We start from the raw sequence: 20222 nt of genomic DNA, 5'->3' as shown, positions 1-20222 counted from the left end.
AGGAAACCATCATGTGGTATTTCGCCTGGTTGTTGGGACTGCCGCTGGCAGCGGCGTTCGGCGTGCTGAATGCGATGTGGTATGAACTGATGGACGATGCCGCCAGGCAGAAGAATCCGTCGGTGCTGCCGGTAGCCGAGCCGGTGCAGGAGGCATTGCGCAAGCGCGCCTGACGGACGGCGCGCGCCGGGGCCTGTGAAGGCCCAGGCGCGCGCTTTTCGCCACCGATTGTCATCACCTTGTCAAAGTCTTTCGACAGTATTCGAACCGTGGCTCCAGCATCGATGCGCTGGCCCTTGAATCGAAAGAATACTGTTCGCATGCAAACCAATCTCGCCATCGCGGCGCTTGCCGCGCTCGCCCAGGAATCGCGCTTCGCCGCCTTCCGCCTGCTGGTGCAGGCCGGTCCCCAGGGCCAGTCCGCCAGCAATATCGCCGCCGCCCTCGAAATGCCGGCCTCGTCATTGTCTTTCCATTTGAAGGAGCTGACCCATGCCGGCCTGGTGTCGCCGCGCCAGCAGGGCCGCTACATCATCTATGCGGCGCGCCTGGAGACCCTGCAGCGCTTGATGGAGTTCCTCGCGTCCACTTGCGGCAGCGCTGGCGCGCAGTCGATGCAGGAGCGCCTGGCCCCGGTATGATGGCTTCGAGCCAATCATGAGGAAAGCCAATGACGCCACACCGCGTGCAACTCAGTCGCAAGAAAGGCTGGCGCATGCCGCCGAACACGATTTCGGTGGCGCGTCCGGGCCGCTGGGGCAATCCATTTTCGGTGCTGCCCGATGTGGCGCCGGGCACGCCGGTCGGGCGCTACGTGGCGATGCCCACGGTGGAAGAGGCGGTGGCGGCCTACCGCCGCTGGCTGAGCGACGATCCTGACGGCCGCCAGCTGGCGCAAGAGGCGCAGAGCATCCTGCGCGGACACAACCTGGCTTGCTGGTGCCGGCTCGACGGGCCATGCCATGCGCAGGTGTTACTTGAATTGGTCAACGACTAGCCGCGTCGGCAGCGTAGCTGCCAACCCTACTGGACTGATTGTGCGGCGTTATTTCGCGGCGGTCACGTTGCCGATGCCCGACACCGAACGGCTGACCGATTGCGGTTTGCCGTAGTAAGTGAGGTTGCCCAGGCCCTGCACGCTGGCGTTGAGCCGGTTCTTGGCGTGCACCGACACTTCGCCGATGCCGCGGAACGTCACGTCGGCATCCTGGGCCACCAGGTCCTTGGCCACCACTTCGCCCACGCCCTCGGCATTCAGGCGCAGGTGGCCTACGCGGCCGTTCATCTGCAGGCTGCCGGCGCCGCGGTAGTTGACGTCGAAGTGTTCGCCGCGAACGTTATTCAAGACCATCAGGCCGGCGCCTTCGCCGCGGAAGCTAGCGAGCTCGGGCATGGTGACGACGACCCGCTCGCCGTCCTTGATATTGACGTTGTTCCTGTTCTTGTCCTCGAAGCCCAGGCGCAGCTCGCCGTTCACGACTTCGGTCGTGACGCGCTCGATGAATTTCTGGTTGCCTTCGACCCGTACCGAATGGGCCTTGCCCACCTCGACCACCAGGCTGACCGGGCCACGCGCATCGATGGTCTTGAACGGCGTGACGTTGCGCACCTGCTCGGCGGCCTGGGTCGACAGGGAAGCAAGGGCGAGAAGGGCGGCGATGGCTGCGCGTTTCATGGTGGTCTCCGGTAAGTTGATGAGGCCATTCTAGGGAGCGCGTCTTTACCTGGCGCGCCCCGTGCGATGGACTGCACAAAACCGTGCCTGAACTGCACGAGGGTCGGAACTAAGCGGAATCAATGCTTCGTCGCCAGGAACTCGCCCTTGCCGACCGGGACCAAGCTGGTGCTCCAGCCGGACGCGCAGCGCAGCGCCTGCATGAAGGGCGCCAATTCCTGGGCGTGCGACGTGGCGTTGTCGACCACTATCAGCCCGCCCGGACGCAGGATGCGTTCGATCTGCGGCAGCCAGCCGAGGTAGGCGCTGCGTTCGGAATCCAGGAAAATCAAGTCGAACGACTCGTCGGCGCTGCTGGCCAGGAAGTCGGCGGCCTGGCCTTCGACCTGCACGATGCGATCCTGTAAACACGCGCGCGCAAAATTCTCGCGCGCCATCGCGACCTTGTCGGCCGACAGCTCGACCGTCGTGACGCTGCCGTTGATGCCTTGCGCGGCGTCGGCCAGCCACAAGGTGGAATAACCGTTCGAGGTGCCGATCTCGAGGACGCGGCGGGCGCCCATGGCGCGCACCAGCACGGCCAGGAATTCGCCGGTGTCGTGGGTGATGTTGAGCAGGCGGCGCGCACGGTTGGCGGGGGCCGCGTCATGATTGACGCCGAGGGTTTCGAGCTCTTTCAGCAGGGCTTTGAGTGAGGTAGGCAACATTGTTCTCCTTTTGACACGAGAAATCGATCCGCACGATTGCGTGGATGCTAATCTTGTCGAAGAGATAAGGCTATAATCTTTTCGTCCATCAGCAAGCCACTATCATGCACATCTCAACCGTTACACTACCTGAAATGAAGCTCGCCGGGCTGCCTGTCGCAGGGCCCGCCTCGGTTCTGGAAACGGAGTTGCCAGCGATCTGGAAATCCTTCCTCGCCCGCGAGGGGGAACTGGGCGAAACCGATGGCCTGCACTATGGCGTACGCATGCCGCAATATGGCGGCGTGAAACTCGAGTGCATCGCCGTCGAAGTCGCAGACCTGAACAACCTCCCTCCCGGCATGATCGGCATCCGCATCCCGGAACGCCGCTACGCCCTGATGACCCATCGCGGGCCCATGGTGCACGCCCAGGCCAGCACCGTCACCGGCATCGCGACCATGGAACAGCTGGGCATGGAAGAAGACGAGGACGGCATCCGCCTGGAGCGCTACGACCGCCGCTATACGCCGACGGTCGACGACGATGCGCGTCCAGACAATGCCTACGACATCCTGGTTCCGCTATACGGCTGAAGCGGGAAGCAAGAAAAATGCAGGCCCACACATGTGGGCCTGCATTCAAAGAAATTGGTGCCGGTATGTTTCCCGACCGCCGGCGCCGGTAGGGCGGTTTGCACCGCCGAGTGCCCTTCCCAGGAGCACTTGCATTGTGCCCATAAAATGTGACGGCTCTTTGACGAATCACACTTTATTTGTTTCTGATTGTTTCTAATTGTAAATTGCGCGGATAATACTTCCTTTGCGGCTGCCACGCCGACAGCAATAGGAGCAATTCGTGCACGATCGAGACCAGGGACCCGAAGCGTCCATCCAGCCAGACAATCCCGCGCGCAGGCGCATCTTCCAGGCCACCGCTGCGGTCGGCGCCGCCACCTTGCCCGGTATGACGAATGCGGTCGCAGCCCCTGCGAAGCCTGTCGCCAAGGGGTCGCTCGACGCCAAGCTGCGCGCCCACGTCAAGAACGTGGTCGTGATCTACCTGGAAAACCGCAGCTTCAACAACCTGTTCGCCGACTTCCCCGGCCTGGCCGCGCCGCTGGCGAGCGTGCCGGCGGCCAGCGTCCAGCAACGCGACCGCGACGGCTCGATCCTGCCGACCTTGCCCAAGGCCTGGGGCGGCGTGGTGCCGGGCCGCCAGAACATCGGCGGCAAGGACTACATCACCACCGAAGCCCAGTCGGCCAACCTGCCGAACGCGCCGTACAAGCTGACGGACGCGGAAGGCAAGCCGCTGCCGGAAGGCGTCATCACGCGCGACCTGGTGCATCAGTTCTACCATAACCAGATGCAGATCAATGGCGGCCGTAACGACGGCTTTGCGGCCTGGTCCGACGCCGGCGGCATGGTGATGGGGTATTACGGCGAGACGGCGAAGAACCTGGGCCTGTACCAGATCGCGCGCGAGTTCACCCTGTGCGACAACTTCTTCATGGCGGCTTTCGGCGGCTCCTACCTGAACCACCAGTTCCTGATCAGCGGCCGCGTGCCGGAATACTTCAATGCGGCCGAGACGGCGGCGAAGAACAAGATCGCGGTGCTGGAAGACGGCCCGCAGGGCGTGCGCCTGGCGCTGGCCCCCGATTCGCCGGCCTCGGCGCTGGACGGCAAGCCGAAGTTCGTGCGCAACGGCGCGATGACGCCCGACGGCTACGCCGTCAATACGATGGCGCCGCCGTACCAGCCGAGCTGGGTGCGGCCGGCCTTCGACGGCGACCCGCTGCACGCCGACCCGCTTGACGCGTCGACCCTGCCGCCGCAGACCTATGACACGATCGGCCACCTGCTGTCGAGGAAGGGCGTGAGCTGGGCCTGGTATGGCGGCGGCATGCAGGCGGCGCTCGACGGCCGCGGCGCCGGCGAGCGCCCGAACTTCCAGTACCACCACCAGCCGTTCAATTACTTCAAGCAGTTCGCGCCGGGTACGAAAGAACGCGCGGAACACCTGCGCGACGGCGGCCTGGGCGATAGCCCGATCTCCAACAAGTTCATCGCCGACATCGTCGCCGGCAAGCTGCCGGCGGTGGCCTTCTACAAGCCGCAGGGCAACCTGAACCTGCATGCCGGTTACTCCGACATCGAGTCGGGTGACGCCCACGTGGCCAACATCATCGAGCACCTGAAGAAGTCGCCGCAGTGGAAGGACATGGTGGTGGTGATCACCTTCGACGAGAACGGCGGCTGGTGGGACCACGTGGCGCCGCCACAGGGCGACCGCTGGGGCCCGGGCTCGCGCATCCCGGCGATCGTGGTGTCGCCGCACGCCAAGCGCGGCGCGGTCGACCACAATTTCTACGACACGACCTCGATCCTGCGCTTCATCACGCGCCTGCACGGCCTGCCGCTGCTCGAGGGCCTGGCCTCCCGCAACGCCGCCTTCGAAGCGCGCGGCGCGCGGCCGCCGGGCGACCTGACGGCGACGCTCAGCTTCCGCTGATCGCACCCGCTTTCCTCGAAAGCCAGCCTGTCCGGGCTGGCTTTTTTGTTCTGAAATTGCTTGTCGGCTAACGCGCGCTGGTCTTGAACACGCGGCGATACACTTGGCAGACTCGAGATTGTTTCGTTGACAATCAATGGATTTTGCATTGATGAGGCGGGCGATCCGACTACAACAATCAGGCCAGGGCGCCGGCATCGGGCCGGTGCATCGCCCCTTCTATTTCAGACAGGAGAGCAACATGCAAAAGAATCAGATCCTCAAGCGCCTGATGGCCGTCTCGGTCGCGGCGGCCATGTTCGGTGCGGTTGGCGCGCAGGCACAGACCAGCCAGCAATCGGGCGCCAGCAGCACCGCCGCCACCGCCAGCAGCGACGCCAAGCTGACCAGCGCCGACCGCAAGGCGATCATGGACATGGGCATGTCCAACATGGCCGAAGTCGAAATGGGCAAGCTGGCGCAAAGCAAGAGCCAGAACGCCGAGGTGAAGGCTTTCGCGCAGAAAATGGTCGATGACCACGGCAAGGCGCTGACCGAGGTGCAGACCCTGGCCCAGTCGAAGGGCGTGACCCTGCCGACCGAGCTCGACGCCAAGCACAAGGCCATGTCGGCCAAGCTCGAGAAAATGAGCGGCGACGCCTTCGACAAGGCCTACGTCAAGCAGGGCGGCGTCGGCGCCCACAAGGAAACGCTGACCAAGCTGCAGGCGGCCTCGAAGGGCGCCAAGGATCCGGAAGTCAAGGGCCAGGTCGACAAGATGATCCCGGTCGTCCAGGAACACCTGAAGCATGCAGAGCAACTGGCGCAGGGCAAGTCGAGCAGCACCGGCAGCTCGGGCGCGGGCCATACCGGTTCCAGCCACTAAGCAGTTCTCAAGCGAGCTGGGCCGTTGCCACCCGCGGCGGCGGCTCGCTTTTCCACTTGCCCTCGATGCGGTCGATGACGATCTCGATGCCCACGATGGCGGCCAGCAGCCTGGCCGTATAGTCGGGCGGCGCATCGTCGACCGACCACGGATCCGGCAGCGCCGCTTCCTGGCGGTCGGTCTGGCGCTCGACCAGCGCGCGCAGCCAGTCGCGGTCATCGATCGCGCGCAGCGTACCGTGCACGTGCACGACGTTGTAGGTCCAGGTCGGCACCACCCGGCCGCCGGTCTCGGCTTTTTCGATGCGGTCCGGCGTCGCATAGCCGGACGGCCCGCGAAACACCACCAGCACCCGCTGCCCGGCGCGCCGCCACACCGGATTGCCGCGCGCCACGTGGGCGCGCAGCACGCCTTCCTCGACCAGCAGTTCGAACGGCAGGTGATCGGCGTCCGGCATGCCGCCCTGCTGCGTGACCAGCATGCCCAGCGGATGGTCGGCGACCAGGGCGTGCATCGGGGCGGATTCGGATTGCATGAAGCGGGCAGCGCAGTACATCTGGGCGTTCTCCAGGATGACGGTCTCGTGGTGAGGTAATTGGCGACAGAGCGGCGCTCGTGTCGAGGACCTGTATCGTAGGCCCTGCTTTGGCTTGCTGAAATAGCCAATTCCATGGAAGATGGGCATACCAATCCTTCGCCGTCCGCCATGCATGTCCATGACCTGATCGCCAGCGCGCCGCTCGATCGCGGCAGCGAGGTGCCGCTGTTTCGCCAGTTGTATGCCCGCCTGAAGGAGGCGATCCTGCACGGCGCGCTGGCGCCCGGCGCGCGCCTGCCGGCCACGCGCGACCTGTGCCGGCAGCTCGGCGTGTCGCGCCAGACCGTGCTGGCGGCCTACGACCAGCTCACCAGCGAAGGTTATCTGCGCGGCGGCGTGGGGCAGGGCACCTTCGTCGACGAAGCCTTGCCGCTGGCGCGCCAGGCGCCGGCGGCGCCGGGGCTGCTGCGCGCGCTGCCGGAACGCGGCGCGCTGCTGGCGGACGCCATGGGAGCGCGGCGCCTTTACGAAGGCCCGGTGCGCGCCTTCCGCCCCAGCATGCCGGGCCTGGACCTGTTCCCCTTCGACCTGTGGCGCAAGCTCGAAGCGCGCCACCTGCGCCATGCGCAGCGCGGCCCCGATCATGGTCCCTACCTTGGCTATGGCCCCGCCAACGGCCACGCCCCGCTGCGCGAACTGCTGTGCGCCTACCTGCGCGCCTCGCGCGGCGTGGTCTGCACGCCGGAGCAGATCGTCATCACCTCGGGCTCGCAACAGGCGCTGTACCTGCTGACGCAGCTGCTGCTGGCGCCGGGCGACGAAGTCTGGGTCGAGTCGCCCGGCTACCAGGGCGCCTGCGCGCCGATGCTGGTGGCCGGCGCGCGCGTCCGCACGGTGCCGGTGACGGACGAGGGCATGGACGTGGCGTATGGCGCGCGCCACTATCCCGATGCGCGCATGGTGTTCGCGACGCCGTCGCACCAGCTGCCGCTGGGCGCGACCATGAGCCTGGCGCGCAGGCTGGAGCTGCTGCGCTGGGCCGAGGCCAGGCGCGCCTGGGTGATCGAGGACGATTACGACAGCGAATACCGCTACACCGGAGCGCCGCTGGCCTCGATGCAGAGCCTGGACCGCGCCGGCTGCGTGGTCTACGTCGGCACCCTGTCGAAGGTGCTGTTCCCGGCGCTGCGCCTGGGCTATGTGGTGGCGCCGGCGGCGCTGGCCGAGCCGCTGGCGCGCGCCAAGGCGGTGGTCGACATGCACCACGCCATGCTGCCGCAGGCGGTGCTGGCCGACTTCATCGCCGAAGGACACTTCATGCGCCATATCCGGCGCACGCGCGAGGCCTATGCCGAACGGCGCGCGGTCCTGATGGCGGCGCTGGAACACCGGCTCGGCGAGCGCCTGGCCTGCGGGCCGGCCGACGTGGGACTCGACCTGTGCACCCATTTCAGGCCGGACCGCAAGGGGCGCATCCCGGATGAAGCGAGGGTTGCGCAGGCGGCGCTGGAAGCCGGCATCGAGCTGCGCCCGCTCGGGTATTACGCGAACGCCGCCGCCACGCCCGCCTGCGCGGTGGCGCCCGGCCTGCTGCTCGGCTTTTCGGCGGTGCAGCCGGAGGCGATCCGGCAGGGCGTCGAGGCGCTGGCGCGGGTGATCGAGAGCCAGTGGCCGCGCAAGTAGAAAACTATCGAAGCCAGGGGTAGGCCGCCAGCCACCTTCCGAGCTCGTTGTCGTTGGCGCACCCCAGCTTGTGGAAGATGTTGGCGCGGTGCGTCTCGACCGAGCGCGGGCCGCAGGGCGGCACCAGCACCCGCGCGATCTCCTTGTTGGGCTGGCCCAGGCCGACCAGGCGCGCGACTTCGCGCTCGCGCGGCGTCAATTCTTCCCACAGCCGGCTCGCGTGGCCGCGCGCGCGGGCCTCCGTGATGGCGTGGGGCAGCTTGTCCAGCAATTGCTGGGTGTCGGGCTTGGCCACCCAGTCCCAGGCGCCGCTGCGCACCGCCTCGAGCGCCATGGGGATGTCGCCGTGCCCGGACAGGAACACCGTCACGAGCGGACTGTGCTCGGCGCGCAGGCGCTCGAACACGGCCAGCCCGCTCATGCCGCCCATGCGCAGGTCGAGGATCACGCAGCCCGGCTGGCTCGGGTCGACGGCCTCGAGGAAGGCTTCGCCGGACGCGAAGGCCTGCACCGCCAGCCCCTGCGAAAACAGCAGGAGCAGCATCGAGCGGCGCAGGGCTTCGTCGTCGTCGACGACATACAGGGTCAGTGGCGGGGTCAGTGGTGAATCTTTCATTGGACTATGGGAAGAATGAATGAGAACGTGGCGCCGCCATCCGCGTCATTCGCGACCATCATCGAGCCGCCATGGGCTTCGACGATGGTGCGGCAGATGTTCAGGCCCAGGCCAAGGCCGTCGGGCTTGGTGGTGAAAAAGGGGGCGAAGATTTGTTCCAGCTGCTCCGGCGGGATGCCCGGCCCCTGGTCGCTGACGGCAATGCGTACACCTTGCGCGACACGGCAGGTGGCCAGCACGATGCGGCGGCGATGGCGCGGCTGCTCGTGCATGGCCTGGGCCGCATTGTGGATCAGGTTGACCAGCACCTGCTCGAGCAGGACCTGGTCGCCGCGGATTTTCACCGCGGGGTCTTCCAGCATCACCCGCAGCAGCACGCCCTGGCCGCTCAGCTCGGGCCGGAGCAGCGCTTCGACGTGGTCGATCACGGCGCCGATGACGAGGGTGGCGTAGTCGGCGCGCTGCGGGTTGATCATCGCGCGCACCCGCTTGACGATCTCGCTGGCGCGCCGCGATTGCTCGACGATGTCGTCGAGCGCGCCGGTCAGCATGGCGGCGTCGCCCCTGGCGGCGAGGGCGCGCGAGGCGATCGCGAAGTTGGACAGCGCCATCAGCGGTTGATTCAGTTCATGGGCCAGGGTCGAGGCCATCTCGCCGGCGCTGGCCAGGCGCGCGCTGCGCTGCAGGCGCAGCTCCTGGTCGCGCTGGCGCGCCTCGGCCTGCTTTTGCGCGGTGATGTCCACGATCGAACTCATCCACCCACGGTGCACGCCGTCGGCGTCGATCAGGGGCGCCGTGTACACCATGGTGAGCACGTCGTGCCCGTCCTTGTGGCGGATGCGCGATTCGAAGCCGTGCGGCGCGGCGCGTCCGAGCAGGGCGTCGTCGCTGTCCCGCTCGTGTTTTTCGAGGTCGTCCGGATGCCAGTACGGATACGGCGGCCGGCAGCCGAGCAATTCGCCCGGACTGTAGCCGACCATGGCGCAAAAGGCGGGGTTGACGTAGATGATCTTGCCCTCCGGGTCGCGCGCGCGCATGCCGACCAGCAGGGAATCCTCCATCGCCTTGCGGAAGGCGTATTCCTGCTGGAGGTCGCGGGTGCGCTCCTCGACCCGGTGCTCGAGCTCGAGCCGGGCCGACTGCTGCTCGGCGTAGCGCCGCTCGCGCAGGCGCCAGTACAGCACGCCGAGCAGCAGCAGGGCCATCGCCAGCGTGCCCAGCGCGAGCGCCAGGCGCCGCGCCTCGCGCACCTCGCGCATGTCTTCAAGGACCGTCAGGGTCCAGCCCAGGCCGGGCAAGGGCGTATCCAACGCAAGATAGTCGCGCGCCTTTCCGCCGGTGCTGGTCCTGAGGACGAAGCCCGGCACGTCGTCGCGCACCCGGACCGTCCAGGGCAGGACGTCGAAGCGGCGCCGCGCGCCGTACTGGCCGTGGTCCGCGATCCAGGCCGCATCCAGCGCGGATACCGGCCCGACGCTCTTGAACAGCCACTCGGGCACGCCGCTCAGGAACACCACGCCGCGGCTGTCCCTGAGGACCACCGGATTGGCGCCATGGCGCCACGTCTGCTCCAGCTGGTCGAGGCTGATCTTGACGACCATGACGCCGATCACGTCGCTGCCGCTGCGGACGGGCTCCGCGATGAACAGGCCGGCCTGGCCGGTGGTCAGGCCCAGGCCGAAGAACAGCCCGCGGCGGCCCTCCACCGCATCTTCGAAATAAGGACGCTGGCGGTAGGATTCGCCGACGAAGCTCGATGGCAGGTTCCAGTTGCTGGAGGCGATGGTCAGGCCCGCGCGATCGATCAGGAACAGCGCGGTGGCGCCGGTCGTCGTCTGCAGGTCGGCGAAATAGGCGTTCACGCGCGCCTGCAGGGCCGCGTCGTGGGGCGCCTGTAACAGGTGGTGCACGTCGGGATGGCGCGCCGCCGCATGCGGCAAAAAGTCGTGCTTTTCCACCAGGCCGCGCAGGCCCAGCACGTGCGCCGCCGTCGCCTGGTGCAGCGCCTCCATCTTGGCCTGCAGCTCGCGCTGCTCGGCGAACCAGCCGGCGGCGAAGATCAGGGCCAGCGCGCCCGCCACGGCGAGCAGCTTGCGCCAGAGATGTCGCTTGAACAAGGATGACATCGAAGAGTCCCTGGCCAAAAGCGCCAACGATAGCAGCTGTATGAACGTCGCGCCGGCTTCTCCGTATTTTTACGGAGGAGCGCGCGCCAATATTGCGGATGTGCCGGCTTCTACCGGTGCCGACAATGAGATCTCTGATCGAGGAGACACCCAATGACAACAACCATCAGCAATCCGGTCGCCGGCGCCAAGCCGGTGGCCGCCGAACCTATTTCCGGCGCGCGCCTGCGCGCCATCTTCGTCGGCTCGGCCGGCAACCTGGTCGAGTGGTTCGACTTCTACTGCTACGCGGCCTTCGCCCTGTACTTCGCCAATTCCTTCTTCCCGGCCCAGGACCCCACTGCCCAGATGATGTCGACCGCCGGTATCTTCGCCCTGGGCTTCTTTGTGCGCCCGATCGGCGGCATCCTGTTCGGCCACCTGGGCGACCGCCACGGCCGCAAGGTGGCCCTGATGGCGTCGGTGCTGCTGATGTGCGCCGGCTCGCTCTTGATCGCCTGCGCGCCGACCTATGCCACCGCCGGCATCCTGTCGCCCTGCATCCTGCTGCTGGCGCGCCTGCTGCAAGGCCTGAGCCTGGGCGGCGAATACGGCGCCAGCGCGACTTACCTGTCGGAGATGGCGGACTCGAAGCGGCGCGGCTTCTACGCCAGCTTCCAGTACGTGACCCTGATCGGCGGCCAGCTGCTGGCCCTGGTGCTGCTGCTGGTGCTGCAGCATTTCCTGCTCACCGACGCCCAGCTGCGTGAATGGGGCTGGCGCATCCCCTTCGTGTGCGGCGCCTTGCTGGCCCTGATCGCCCTGATGATGCGTCACGATATGCCGGAGACCGATTCGTTCGAGAAGGCGCGCAAGAAGGCCAAGCCGATGGGCGGCCTGAAGCAGCTGGCGCAGCATCCGAAGGAAGTGCTGCTGGTGGTCGGCCTGACCATGGGCGGCACCCTGGCGTTCTACGTCTACACCGTCTACATGCAGAAGTTCCTGCGCCTGTCGGTGGGCCTGACCGACGCGCAAACGACCGCCGTCTCGGCGGCCTCGCTGCTGTTCGCCATGTGCCTGCAGCCGCTGTACGGCGCGCTGTCGGACCGCATCGGCCGCCGTCCGCTGCTGGTGGGCTTCGCGCTGCTCGGCACGATCTTCACCGTGCCCCTGCTGACGGCCATCCGCCACGCCAGCGGCCCGTGGGAAGCCTTCGGCCTGATCGCCTGCGCCTGGATCATCGTTTCGGGCTACACCTCGATCAACGCGCTGGTGAAGGCCGAGATGTTCCCGGCCTCGATCCGCGCCACCGGCGTGGGCGTGCCGTATGCGTTCGCAGTGTCCATCTTTGGTGGAACGGCCGAGTATGTCGGGCTGTGGTTCAAGTCGGTGGACCTGGAATCGGGTTTTTACTGGTACGTCACCGGCGTGATTGCCTGCACCTTAATCGTGTGCTGGTTCATGCGCGATACGGCGGCGCATTCGAAGATCGATGCGGAGTTGCGCGGGCATTGAGCCGTAAAAAGGCGCCAGTCCTGGTAGCGGGATTGGCGCGCCCGAGATGCGGGCTGCAAGACTGGCGGCGGCGTCCACTCCCTGATGCGCAATCGTTACGCATCTATGCTTGATTCTTCCTTATCAAGCTCCTTTTGCAAAAAATAGAGGTCAGGATCCAACTTCAGCCCATCTGGATCCTCGGCAATCTGCGCATATTCAGATAGTTCTTGTGGTGGTTTCGGTGGTGGTGGTACCGGCGCGAAGCCTGCAAACGCAGCCATTATCACTACGCCGAGCCAGCGATATCGGTCTTTCCAACCCTGTGGCTCAAGACTCGCACTCGAGGAAGGCTCATTGTTTTCGTTATCCACTTAGAAGATCACTTTCGTTTGCGTGCTGTAGCGTATAGACCGGCTCGCCGCTCACGCGGGGCAAACAGACGAACATCATGGGCCGGATGTTTAGCCAGGTCTGCGCCTTGATTGCGTACATTTTCGATCGCATGGTCACCTCTTGCCATGCGAATGCCTGTGGCCGTACAGCACCAAACTGGTGATTTTCTAAACTATTTCAATGGTGTCGCGGAATCGAGTTATACGGCCGCATGCTTCGGCTACAAGCAAAACGGAGCCTGCAGGGCTTTCGGGCAATGGCAGTCGACCGTCCGCAGCCGACCCAAACTGTTCACTGGCGCCTGTGAAAGCGATCGTCCGCGTGTTTCCTTAGTCGTGAGCTACCGATATCAGGAGGTCGGCAACGACGTCACCCCGAAGTGGGCCATCTACAAGTTCAGCGAATTCACGCATCTGGTTTCGCAACTCAACCATCCGTGCGGTAGGCTCGGCTTGCGTACCCCATACGAGTTCGGACGGCCATTGGGCATACGCAAAATAATGGCCGTCAGCGCACCGATGCAAACGCGACCCCAGGCCACCGCGCTCATCGCGTATGCGTTCGGTGAGTTCCAGCCAGGCGTGCTCGAAGTCTCGCTCACGACCAGAAGCCACTTTCCATTTAAAGTAAATCGCGTGCATGACATCCTGTCGGGCTGTGGCCGAAGCCGTCCGATCGCGAGTGGATGACGTCCTGCTCGTGGATATGTCGTCTATCTGCCTGCTCATACTTTCTCCTTGCTTGTAATGGGAGCGAGAAGAAGTATAGAATCTCAACTTAACTTGAGGTCAAGCGCAATGACGACGATCGATCCCGACAAGAAAGCCCTCACGGTGGGCGAAGTGGCGCGCCGCAGCGGCGTGGCGGTCTCCACCATCCATTTCTACGAATCGAAAGGCCTGATCAAGGGCTGGCGCACCGACGGCAACCAGCGCCGTTATGCGCGCGAAGTGCTGCGCCACATCGCCATCATCAAGGTGGCGCAGCGCACCGGGATCCCGCTCGAGACGATCCGGGAAAACCTGGCCGCGCTGCCGGAAGGGCGCACGATCAGCGCAAAGGAATGGCGGGTGCTCGGCGCCGGCTGGCGCGCGGAACTCGACGAGCGCATCGCGCGCCTGCAGCGCCTGCGCGACGAACTCGACACCTGCATCGGCTGCGGCTGCCTTTCCCTCGCCGATTGCCCGCTGCGCAACCCCGCCGATGCGCTCGGCGCGGACAGCGCCGGCGCCGTGTTCCTCGATCGTCCGGCCGAGGCGGGGTATGATGCCGTTTCCACCAGCAAACCAACGCCATGACCGCGACGCCATGACCGATCCCGACCGCCTTTCTCCCGATTCCATCGCCGCGCTGCAGGCGCGCTTCGACGGCCATTCGCGCAAGGCGCAGGCCTATTACGCCGTCATGCACGAGGCGCGCAAGGTGCTCGGAAACGACGATGCCGCCGACGCCTGGATGAAGGCGCCCCAGCCGGCGCTGGACGGACGCACGCCGGCCGAACTGGTGGCGGATAACCGCACCGACGACGTCCTGGCCTGCCTGCGCGGAGCGAAACCGGGAGCGGCGCGATGACGGTCAAGCGCTGCTCCTGGGCGAATATGGCCAATCCGCGCTACATCGCCTACCACGACGACGAGTGGGGCGTGCCCTGCCACGACGAGAACACCTTGTTCGAGATGCTCAACCTCGAAGGCGCGCAGGCCGGCCTGTCGTGGGAAACCATCCTGAACAAGCGCGACACCTACCGCGCGGCCTTCGACGGCTGGGATGCGGAAAAGATCGCCGCCTACGACGACGACAAGAAGGCCGCGCTGTTGCTGAACCCCGGCATCGTGCGCAACCGCCTGAAGGTCGCCGCCGCGATCACCAACGCCAGGGCCTATCTCGCGCTGCGCGAGCAGGGACTGACGCTCGACGACTACCTGTGGGCCTTCGTCGACGGCAAGCCGATCGTCAACGACTGGCTAGACCACGCCCGCCCGGCGCGCACCGAGCTGTCCGACCGCATCTCGAAGGATCTCGCCAAGCGCGGTTTCAAGTTCGTCGGCTCGACCATCGTCTATGCCTATATGCAGGGCATCGGCATGGTGGACGACCATGACCGCGAATGCCACTGCCGCTCCAGGCGGCGCTGATCATGCGGATGCAGGACCACTGGCGCGGCCGCGCGCGCTACACCGTCTTCGACAGCGACCATGGCGACGGCAGCCGCTTCGCCGCCCTGGTCGCGGCCTGGCGCCTTGATACGCAGCGGCCCGCGCACCTGCACGTGGTGGCGCTCACCGACAGCTTGCAGCCGGGCTTTCACCGCATCCCCCAGGACGATCATGGCGTCACGCTCGACCTGCTGGCGGCGCCGCTCGAAACCGCGCTGGCCGAGCTGAACGCGCATCCCGATTTCATCCGCCTGCACGGCGCGCAGGGCACGGCCTTCGTCCGTCCGTTGGCGCGCCTGACGGCGCTCGGCGCGCGGCTGGAAACGCAGGGCCTCGATAGCGAACAGCGCGCGGCCTTGAGCGCCCAGGGATTCGTCTTCGATGGCGGCGCCGCGACCTTCTCGACCCGCAAGCCGCGCTTGCCGTCGACGCCCGAGCCTGACCGGCGCGCGCTGGTGCTGGGCGCCGGCGTGGCCGGCTGCGCCGCGGCCGCGCGCCTGTGCGCGCGCGGCTGGCAGGTCACGCTGATCGAGCGTCATCCGCAGGTGGCGATGGAAGCGTCGGGCAACCTGGCCGGCATCTTCATGCCGCTGCTTTCGCGTGACGACAATATCCCGACCCGCCTGACCCGCGCGGCGTACCTGTATGCGCTGCGCCTGTGGGAGCAACTGGGCGGCGTCGGTCGCGCCTTCGACGGCGACGGGTGCGGCGTGCTGCAGCTGGCGCGCGATGCCGGCCATGCGGCCGTCTCGCGCGCGATCGCCGGCGACGGCAAGCTGCCGCCCGACTTCGCGCGCTGGCTCGAACCATTGGAGGCCGAAGCGCTGCTGGGCCTGCCCGCGCCGGATGGCGGCTGGCTGTTCCCGCAAGGCGGCTGGGCGAGGCCGGGCAGCGTGTGCGAGGCGCTGCTGGCGTCCTGCGGCGATCGCTTGACGCGGCGCTTCGGCGCCGGCGAGGTGAGCCTCGAGCGGGAGGGCGACGAATGGCAGGCGCGCGGCGCCGATGGCAGTGTCATCGGCCAGGCGCCGACCGTGGTGCTGGCCAGCGGCGCCGGCGCGCGCAAGATGGTGCAGACCCGTGAGCTGCCGCTGCAGGCGCTGCGCGGGCAGGTGACGCACCTGGCGCCGGAGCACGCCCCGCAACTGCCGCTGGTGCTGTGCCGCGAAGCCTACCTGACGCCATCCGCCAATGGCATCACCTGCGCCGGCGCGACCTATGCCCTGGACGCCGATCCGCAATTACGCGCCGCCAGCCAGGAAGAGAACGTGGCGCGCCTGCGCGGCCTGGTGTCCGATCCCCGCGCCGCCGAGGGCGCGCCGCTGGCGGGCAGGGTGGGTTTCCGCTGCGTGGCGCCGGACCGCCTGCCCCTGGTCGGGCGCCTGCCGGACTTCGCCGCCGCCGGCGCCACCGAACGCCTGCGCGACGTGCCGCGCCATCCGGGCCTTTACGGCTTGCTGGGCTATGCCTCGCGCGGCCTGATCTGGGCGCCGCTGGCGGCCGAGTTGCTGGCCGCCCAGCTCGAAGGCGAACCGCTGCCGCTCGAGATAGCCCTGGTCGATGCGCTCGATCCGGCCCGCTTCGTGCTGCGCGCGCGGCGCAACAGTCGCTATAGCCCAGACGCTGCGCCAAACGCCACGGATATCGGCCCTTGAGCGTTGCGCCGCCGCAAACGTGCGCGCGGAATAGCCGTGCAAGGCCAAACTGTCGAATGCCTGCGGGTATAATTTACTGGTAGCAACTTTTTGGCCGAAAGGGCCTGTCCGGATGGAAGATTCACACCACTCGCCCGAGCTGTTCCTGTTCCTGGCGTCCACCGCGCACGACATGAAGAACTCGATCAGCGTCCTGTCCGGCACGCTCGAACGCCTGCTCGACGGCGCCTCGCCCGAGACCGAGAAGGCGTATGCGCAGATGGCGCAAATGCTGTACCAGACGCGCCGCCTGAACGACAACCTGATGCAGCTGCTGGCGCTGTACAAGCAGGTCGGCAAGCCGGGCTACCCGTTCGACGTCCAGCCGCTCGAAGTGGGGCAACTGGTCGAGCAGGTGGTGGCGCTCGAGCGCGTGCTGCTCGAGTCGCGCGGCGTGACCCTGGAACTGGACGTCGATCCCGAACTGATCGCCCACGTCGACGAAGACCTGATCGTGGGCGTGGTGTCGCACGCCGTCAACAACGCGCTGCACTACACGCGCGACCGCATCCGCCTGTCGGCGCGCGAAGTCGACGGCGACCTCGAGATCCGGGTCGAGGACAATGGCGCCGGCTTTCCGCCCGCGCTGCTGGCGGCCGGCACGCCGGGCAGCGGCGACAGCGGCGTCAACTTCCTGACCAATAGCGCCGGCCTGGGCCTGTACTTTTCGGGCGAGGTGGCGCGCATGCACCGCCACCGCGAGCGCTCCGGCGCGGTGCGGCTCGAAAACGGCGGCTTGCTCGGCGGCGGCTGCTTCATCCTGACCTTGCCATGAACACGCCTGCCGACCTTCCCAAGCCGGGCCCCAAGCCGGATGACGCCAAGCCTGGCGTCAAGCCGGCCGCCGCGCCAGGGATCACGAAGCCCAAGGTGCTGGAAGAGATCGACTGGGCCAGCAAGCATTACCTGATCGTCGACGACTTCGTCGGCATCCGCCAGCTGCTGCGCGAGAGCCTGCGCAGCCTGGGGGCCAGGAATATCGACCAGGCGTCCAGCGGCGGCGAGGCCATGGGCCTGCTGGGCAAGCTGCGCTACGACGTGGTGCTGTGCGACTACAACCTGGGCGAGGGCAAGAACGGCCAGCAGGTGCTGGAAGAAGCGCGCATGCGCCATCTCCTGACGCCGTCCTCGGTGTTCGTGATGGTCTCGGCCGAGAAGAGCGTGGAGTCGGTGATGGGCGCGGCCGAGCACCAGCCGGACGCCTATCTGGTCAAGCCGATCACCGAAGGCGTGCTGCTCACGCGCCTGAACCGCGTGTGGCGCCGCAAGCAGATCTTCCGCCTGATCGACCAGGCCTTCGTCGAAAAGGATTACCTGCGCGCGGCGCGCCTGTGCGACGACCAGATCGCCGCCAGCCGGGTGCACGAGATCGAGCTGCTGCGCATGAAGGCGCGCATGCTCGAGCGCAGCGGCCAGCCGGCGCGGGCGCGCGAGGTGTACGAAAAAGTGCTGGCCCAGCGCGAATACCACTGGGCGCGCGCGGGCCTGGGCAAGATCCGCATGGCCGACGGCGACTTCGAGCAGGCGCGCCAGATGTTCCAGACGGTGATCGCCGAGAACCGCCACTACATCGACGCCTACGACCAGCTGGCGCGCGCCTACCAGGGCATGGGCCAGCACGAAGAGGCGGCCGCGGTGCTCGAACGCGCGGCCAAGCTGTCGCCCAACTCGGTGCCGCGCCAGCGCCACCTGGGCCAGGCCGCGCTGCGCCTGGGGAACGTGCCGATGGCCGAGAAGGCCTTCCGCAAATGCCTGGTGATCGGCGAATACTCGATCCGCAAGGCCCCGGACGACTACCTCGGCCTGGCGCGCGTGTGCGGCCTGAAGGGCAATACCAAGGATGCGCTGCAGCTGCTCCTGCTGGCCCAGCGCGAATTCGGCAGCGAGCACGAACACATCGTGCTGCGCGCGAAGATCACCGAAGGCCACGTCTACCACGAGAGCGGCGACTACCTGAACGCGCGCCGCGCCGGCGACGAGCTCGATGCGATGCTGCAGGCCGATCCCAAGCGGCCCGGCACCGCGATCTGCATCGAGATGGCGACCCTGCTGTTCGCGGTCGGCGTCAAGGGCACGCCCAACGAGGTGCTGGCCTACGTGATCCGCAACAACCACGACAACACGCTGCTGCAGGACGAAGTGCAGAAGATCTTCGACCGCGCGCGCCTTCACGACGAGGGCGCGCTCATCATCCGCACCGCGCGCAAGGAGGCGGTGGACCTGATGAACCAGGGCGTGGTGCTGTGGAAGACCGGCAAGCTGCCCGACGCCGTCAAGTGGATGCGCAAGGCGCGCGAGCGGCTGCCGGACAACGTCCGGGCGCTGTTCAACGCGGTGCAGATCCTGATCTCGCACATGCAGCAGCGCGGCTACGAGGCCGAGCTGGACGAGGAGGCGCGCGACGTCCTGGAGCACGTCGACCGGCTGCAGCCGGGCCAGCAGCGCTTCGCGCAGCTGATGGAGCAGCTCGGTGCGCTGCAGCCGAAGCCGGAGCCCGCCGCGCCGCAGGCCCAGGAAGAAGAGGCCGCGACGCCCAAGGCCGGCGCCGCTCAGTAATCGACCGGGTAGTCCTTGCGGAACGCGGCGCCGCTGAAGGCCTTCTTCTGGGTCCAGTCCTGGGCCGGACTGGTCCAGTAGGAATCGTCGGCCGGCAGGCCCAGCGCCAGGAAGCTGGCCGAGGCGATGTACATGCTGCCGTTGTTGGAATACCAGTCGGCCAGCGCCGGCTGGTGGCCGACGAAGCCGATGGTGAGGTAGCCCTCGCTGGTGAAGTTGCCCGGATCGGTGTACAAGGCCTGGTGCATCGCCTGCATCGCCGCCCGCACCTGGCCCTCGGGCAGGGTCGGCGGCAACTGCTTGCGCCAGGCCAGCAGGGCCAGCGGCTGGAAGGCGGCGCTGCGGTAGGTGAGCGAGCGGCCGATCGGCGGGAAGGTTCCTTGCGGCGAGATGAAGCGCTCCAGGTGCTCGCAATAGCGCTGGGTGCGTTTCAAGGCCTGGGCGCGCAACTCGGCCGGCTTGCCGTTCCAGAACGGCGCCTGGTGCCGCTCGAGCACCTCGAGGATTTCGAGCAGCATCGGGTACATCACGAAGGAACTGTAGTAGTCGAAGTGGAACGCTTCGCCGTCCTTGATCCAGCCGTCGCCGACATACCATTCGTTAATTTTGCGGATCGCGACATTGGTGCGCAGCGGATCGGCTTCCTCGCCGATCGACAGCAGCCAGGCCTCGTTCATCGCCGCGAACAGCAGCCAGTTGATGAAGGGCGGTTCGATCCGGCGCAGGCCCTTGATCTCGGCGACGATGCGCCGCTTGGTGGTGGTGTCGAGCGGCTCCCACAACGCTTTCGGCGCGCGCATCAGCGCATTGGTGAAATAGGCCGAGTCGACCAGCGCCTGGCCATGGCCGCGCCAGGTCAGGTAGTCGGGACTTTTCGGATCGACCGAGTGCACATAGCTCTGCAAGGCCATCTGGCGCAGGCGCGCACGGGTCTTGCCTTCCGCGCTGGCGTCGTCGGGCAGGGCCAGCCAGGGCGCGGCGCCGGCGATCAGCCGGCCGAAGGCTTCCAGGTAGGCGACGCTGCTGTCGCGTCCATCCGAGCTCGGGCTCACCTCGAGCTTGAAGTTCTTTTTCAGTTCGCCGCGCGCCATGTTCGACAGCACCGGCTCGGCCATCTTCTGCAGCAGTCCCGCCATGTACGCGCGGTCGCTTCCCGCGGTAGCCGCAGCCGTAGCCGCCGGCATGGACAGGCCCCCGAGCGCGGCGCCCGCCGCCAGGCTGCCGATGAAATCTCTTCTCTGCAT

General features: G+C 66.8%; 23 protein-coding genes. 15 read left to right on the top strand and 8 right to left on the bottom strand.

Going from position 1 to position 20222, the window contains the following annotated elements; genetic code table 11:
• Positions 1 to 11: 11 nt before the first annotated feature.
• The 3 genes from cydX (at position 12) to LO55_RS04775 (ending at position 997) form a co-directional block, all read left to right on the top strand.
• Positions 12 to 173: a cytochrome bd-I oxidase subunit CydX gene (gene cydX, locus LO55_RS04785; protein ID WP_005663204.1), complete on the top strand. Its 162-nt coding sequence runs from the start codon at positions 12 to 14 to the stop codon at positions 171 to 173.
• A gap of 147 nt (positions 174 to 320) precedes the next feature.
• Complete coding sequence (locus LO55_RS04780) at positions 321 to 641, top strand: ArsR/SmtB family transcription factor (protein WP_071360650.1); 321 nt, start codon at positions 321 to 323, stop codon at positions 639 to 641.
• Between the two features lie 29 nt (positions 642 to 670).
• Positions 671 to 997 (top strand): DUF4326 domain-containing protein, encoded by a 327-nt coding sequence (locus LO55_RS04775; RefSeq protein ID WP_071360649.1) that lies wholly within the window; start codon positions 671 to 673, stop codon positions 995 to 997.
• 48 nt (positions 998 to 1045) lie between these two features.
• Here LO55_RS04775 and LO55_RS04770 read toward each other — a convergent pair whose 3' ends face one another.
• Both LO55_RS04770 and LO55_RS04765 read right to left on the bottom strand, forming a co-directional pair.
• Complete coding sequence (locus LO55_RS04770; protein WP_071360648.1) at positions 1046 to 1675, bottom strand: head GIN domain-containing protein; 630 nt, start codon at positions 1673 to 1675, stop codon at positions 1046 to 1048.
• Positions 1676 to 1794: 119 nt separating this feature from the next.
• On the bottom strand, positions 1795 to 2382 hold the full coding sequence (locus tag LO55_RS04765; protein WP_005663197.1) for an O-methyltransferase: 588 nt from the start codon (positions 2380 to 2382) through the stop codon (positions 1795 to 1797).
• 104 nt (positions 2383 to 2486) lie between these two features.
• Between LO55_RS04765 and LO55_RS04760 the strand changes: the two genes are divergently transcribed.
• From LO55_RS04760 to LO55_RS04750, 3 genes are all read left to right on the top strand, one after another.
• On the top strand, positions 2487 to 2957 hold the full coding sequence (locus tag LO55_RS04760; protein ID WP_071360647.1) for a GyrI-like domain-containing protein: 471 nt from the start codon (positions 2487 to 2489) through the stop codon (positions 2955 to 2957).
• A 262-nt stretch (positions 2958 to 3219) separates the two neighbouring features.
• Entirely contained in the window at positions 3220 to 4878 is a 1659-nt protein-coding gene (locus LO55_RS04755; RefSeq protein WP_071360646.1) for an acid phosphatase, read from the top strand.
• Between the two features lie 241 nt (positions 4879 to 5119).
• Positions 5120 to 5743 (top strand): DUF4142 domain-containing protein, encoded by a 624-nt coding sequence (locus tag LO55_RS04750; RefSeq protein ID WP_005663188.1) that lies wholly within the window; start codon positions 5120 to 5122, stop codon positions 5741 to 5743.
• A gap of 7 nt (positions 5744 to 5750) precedes the next feature.
• On the opposite strand, the gene LO55_RS04745 is transcribed toward LO55_RS04750, so the two are convergent.
• Positions 5751 to 6299 carry an FMN-binding negative transcriptional regulator gene (locus tag LO55_RS04745; RefSeq protein ID WP_071360645.1) on the bottom strand — a complete coding sequence of 183 codons (549 nt, stop codon included), beginning with the start codon at positions 6297 to 6299 and terminating at the stop codon, positions 5751 to 5753.
• A 114-nt stretch (positions 6300 to 6413) separates the two neighbouring features.
• Between LO55_RS04745 and pdxR the strand changes: the two genes are divergently transcribed.
• Positions 6414 to 7964, top strand: a complete 1551-nt coding sequence (gene pdxR, locus LO55_RS04740; RefSeq protein WP_229410077.1) for a MocR-like pyridoxine biosynthesis transcription factor PdxR — start codon at positions 6414 to 6416, stop codon at positions 7962 to 7964.
• A gap of 4 nt (positions 7965 to 7968) precedes the next feature.
• Here pdxR and LO55_RS04735 read toward each other — a convergent pair whose 3' ends face one another.
• Positions 7969 to 8580: a response regulator transcription factor gene (locus LO55_RS04735; protein WP_071360643.1), complete on the bottom strand. Its 612-nt coding sequence runs from the start codon at positions 8578 to 8580 to the stop codon at positions 7969 to 7971.
• On the bottom strand, positions 8577 to 10706 hold the full coding sequence (locus LO55_RS04730) for a sensor histidine kinase (protein ID WP_071360642.1): 2130 nt from the start codon (positions 10704 to 10706) through the stop codon (positions 8577 to 8579). The genes LO55_RS04735 and LO55_RS04730 overlap by 4 nt, the downstream gene beginning before the upstream one ends.
• Between LO55_RS04730 and LO55_RS26620 the strand changes: the two genes are divergently transcribed.
• On the top strand, positions 10690 to 10863 hold the full coding sequence (locus tag LO55_RS26620) for a hypothetical protein (RefSeq protein WP_169331305.1): 174 nt from the start codon (positions 10690 to 10692) through the stop codon (positions 10861 to 10863). The genes LO55_RS04730 and LO55_RS26620 overlap by 17 nt on opposite strands.
• Complete coding sequence (locus LO55_RS04725) at positions 10860 to 12200, top strand: MFS transporter (RefSeq protein ID WP_071360641.1); 1341 nt, start codon at positions 10860 to 10862, stop codon at positions 12198 to 12200. Before LO55_RS26620 ends, LO55_RS04725 begins: the two co-directional genes overlap by 4 nt.
• Positions 12201 to 12295: 95 nt before the next feature.
• Here the strand turns inward: LO55_RS04725 and LO55_RS26190 are convergent, their stop codons facing one another.
• On the bottom strand, positions 12296 to 12553 hold the full coding sequence (locus LO55_RS26190; RefSeq protein WP_143054452.1) for a hypothetical protein: 258 nt from the start codon (positions 12551 to 12553) through the stop codon (positions 12296 to 12298).
• A gap of 351 nt (positions 12554 to 12904) precedes the next feature.
• On the bottom strand, positions 12905 to 13216 hold the full coding sequence (locus LO55_RS27335) for an antibiotic biosynthesis monooxygenase family protein (RefSeq protein WP_177185500.1): 312 nt from the start codon (positions 13214 to 13216) through the stop codon (positions 12905 to 12907).
• 156 nt (positions 13217 to 13372) lie between these two features.
• Here LO55_RS27335 and soxR point away from each other — a divergent pair, with 156 nt between their 5' ends.
• The 6 genes from soxR (at position 13373) to LO55_RS04690 (ending at position 18978) form a co-directional block, all read left to right on the top strand.
• Positions 13373 to 13873, top strand: a complete 501-nt coding sequence (gene soxR, locus LO55_RS04715) for a redox-sensitive transcriptional activator SoxR (RefSeq protein ID WP_071360639.1) — start codon at positions 13373 to 13375, stop codon at positions 13871 to 13873.
• Between the two features lie 10 nt (positions 13874 to 13883).
• Positions 13884 to 14147 (top strand): antitoxin Xre/MbcA/ParS toxin-binding domain-containing protein, encoded by a 264-nt coding sequence (locus LO55_RS04710; protein WP_071360638.1) that lies wholly within the window; start codon positions 13884 to 13886, stop codon positions 14145 to 14147.
• Positions 14144 to 14710 carry a DNA-3-methyladenine glycosylase I gene (locus LO55_RS04705; RefSeq protein ID WP_071360637.1) on the top strand — a complete coding sequence of 189 codons (567 nt, stop codon included), beginning with the start codon at positions 14144 to 14146 and terminating at the stop codon, positions 14708 to 14710. The genes LO55_RS04710 and LO55_RS04705 overlap by 4 nt, the downstream gene beginning before the upstream one ends.
• Entirely contained in the window at positions 14683 to 16383 is a 1701-nt protein-coding gene (gene mnmC1 / locus LO55_RS04700) for an FAD-dependent 5-carboxymethylaminomethyl-2-thiouridine(34) oxidoreductase MnmC1 (protein WP_083415174.1), read from the top strand. Before LO55_RS04705 ends, mnmC1 begins: the two co-directional genes overlap by 28 nt.
• A gap of 112 nt (positions 16384 to 16495) precedes the next feature.
• Positions 16496 to 17197: a sensor histidine kinase gene (locus LO55_RS04695; RefSeq protein ID WP_071360636.1), complete on the top strand. Its 702-nt coding sequence runs from the start codon at positions 16496 to 16498 to the stop codon at positions 17195 to 17197.
• Positions 17194 to 18978, top strand: coding sequence for a response regulator (locus tag LO55_RS04690; protein ID WP_083415173.1), 1785 nt, complete (start codon positions 17194 to 17196; stop codon positions 18976 to 18978). Before LO55_RS04695 ends, LO55_RS04690 begins: the two co-directional genes overlap by 4 nt.
• Here the strand turns inward: LO55_RS04690 and LO55_RS04685 are convergent.
• Positions 18972 to 20222 carry a DUF2264 domain-containing protein gene (locus LO55_RS04685; RefSeq protein WP_071360635.1) on the bottom strand — a complete coding sequence of 417 codons (1251 nt, stop codon included), beginning with the start codon at positions 20220 to 20222 and terminating at the stop codon, positions 18972 to 18974. The genes LO55_RS04690 and LO55_RS04685 overlap by 7 nt on opposite strands.

It is taken from the genome of Massilia timonae, assembly GCF_001866515.1.
GTDB lineage: Bacteria > Pseudomonadota > Gammaproteobacteria > Burkholderiales > Burkholderiaceae_D > Telluria > Telluria timonae.
The sequence above is the reverse complement of the archived record's forward strand: the minus strand, read 5'-3'. Positions and strand labels throughout refer to the sequence as shown.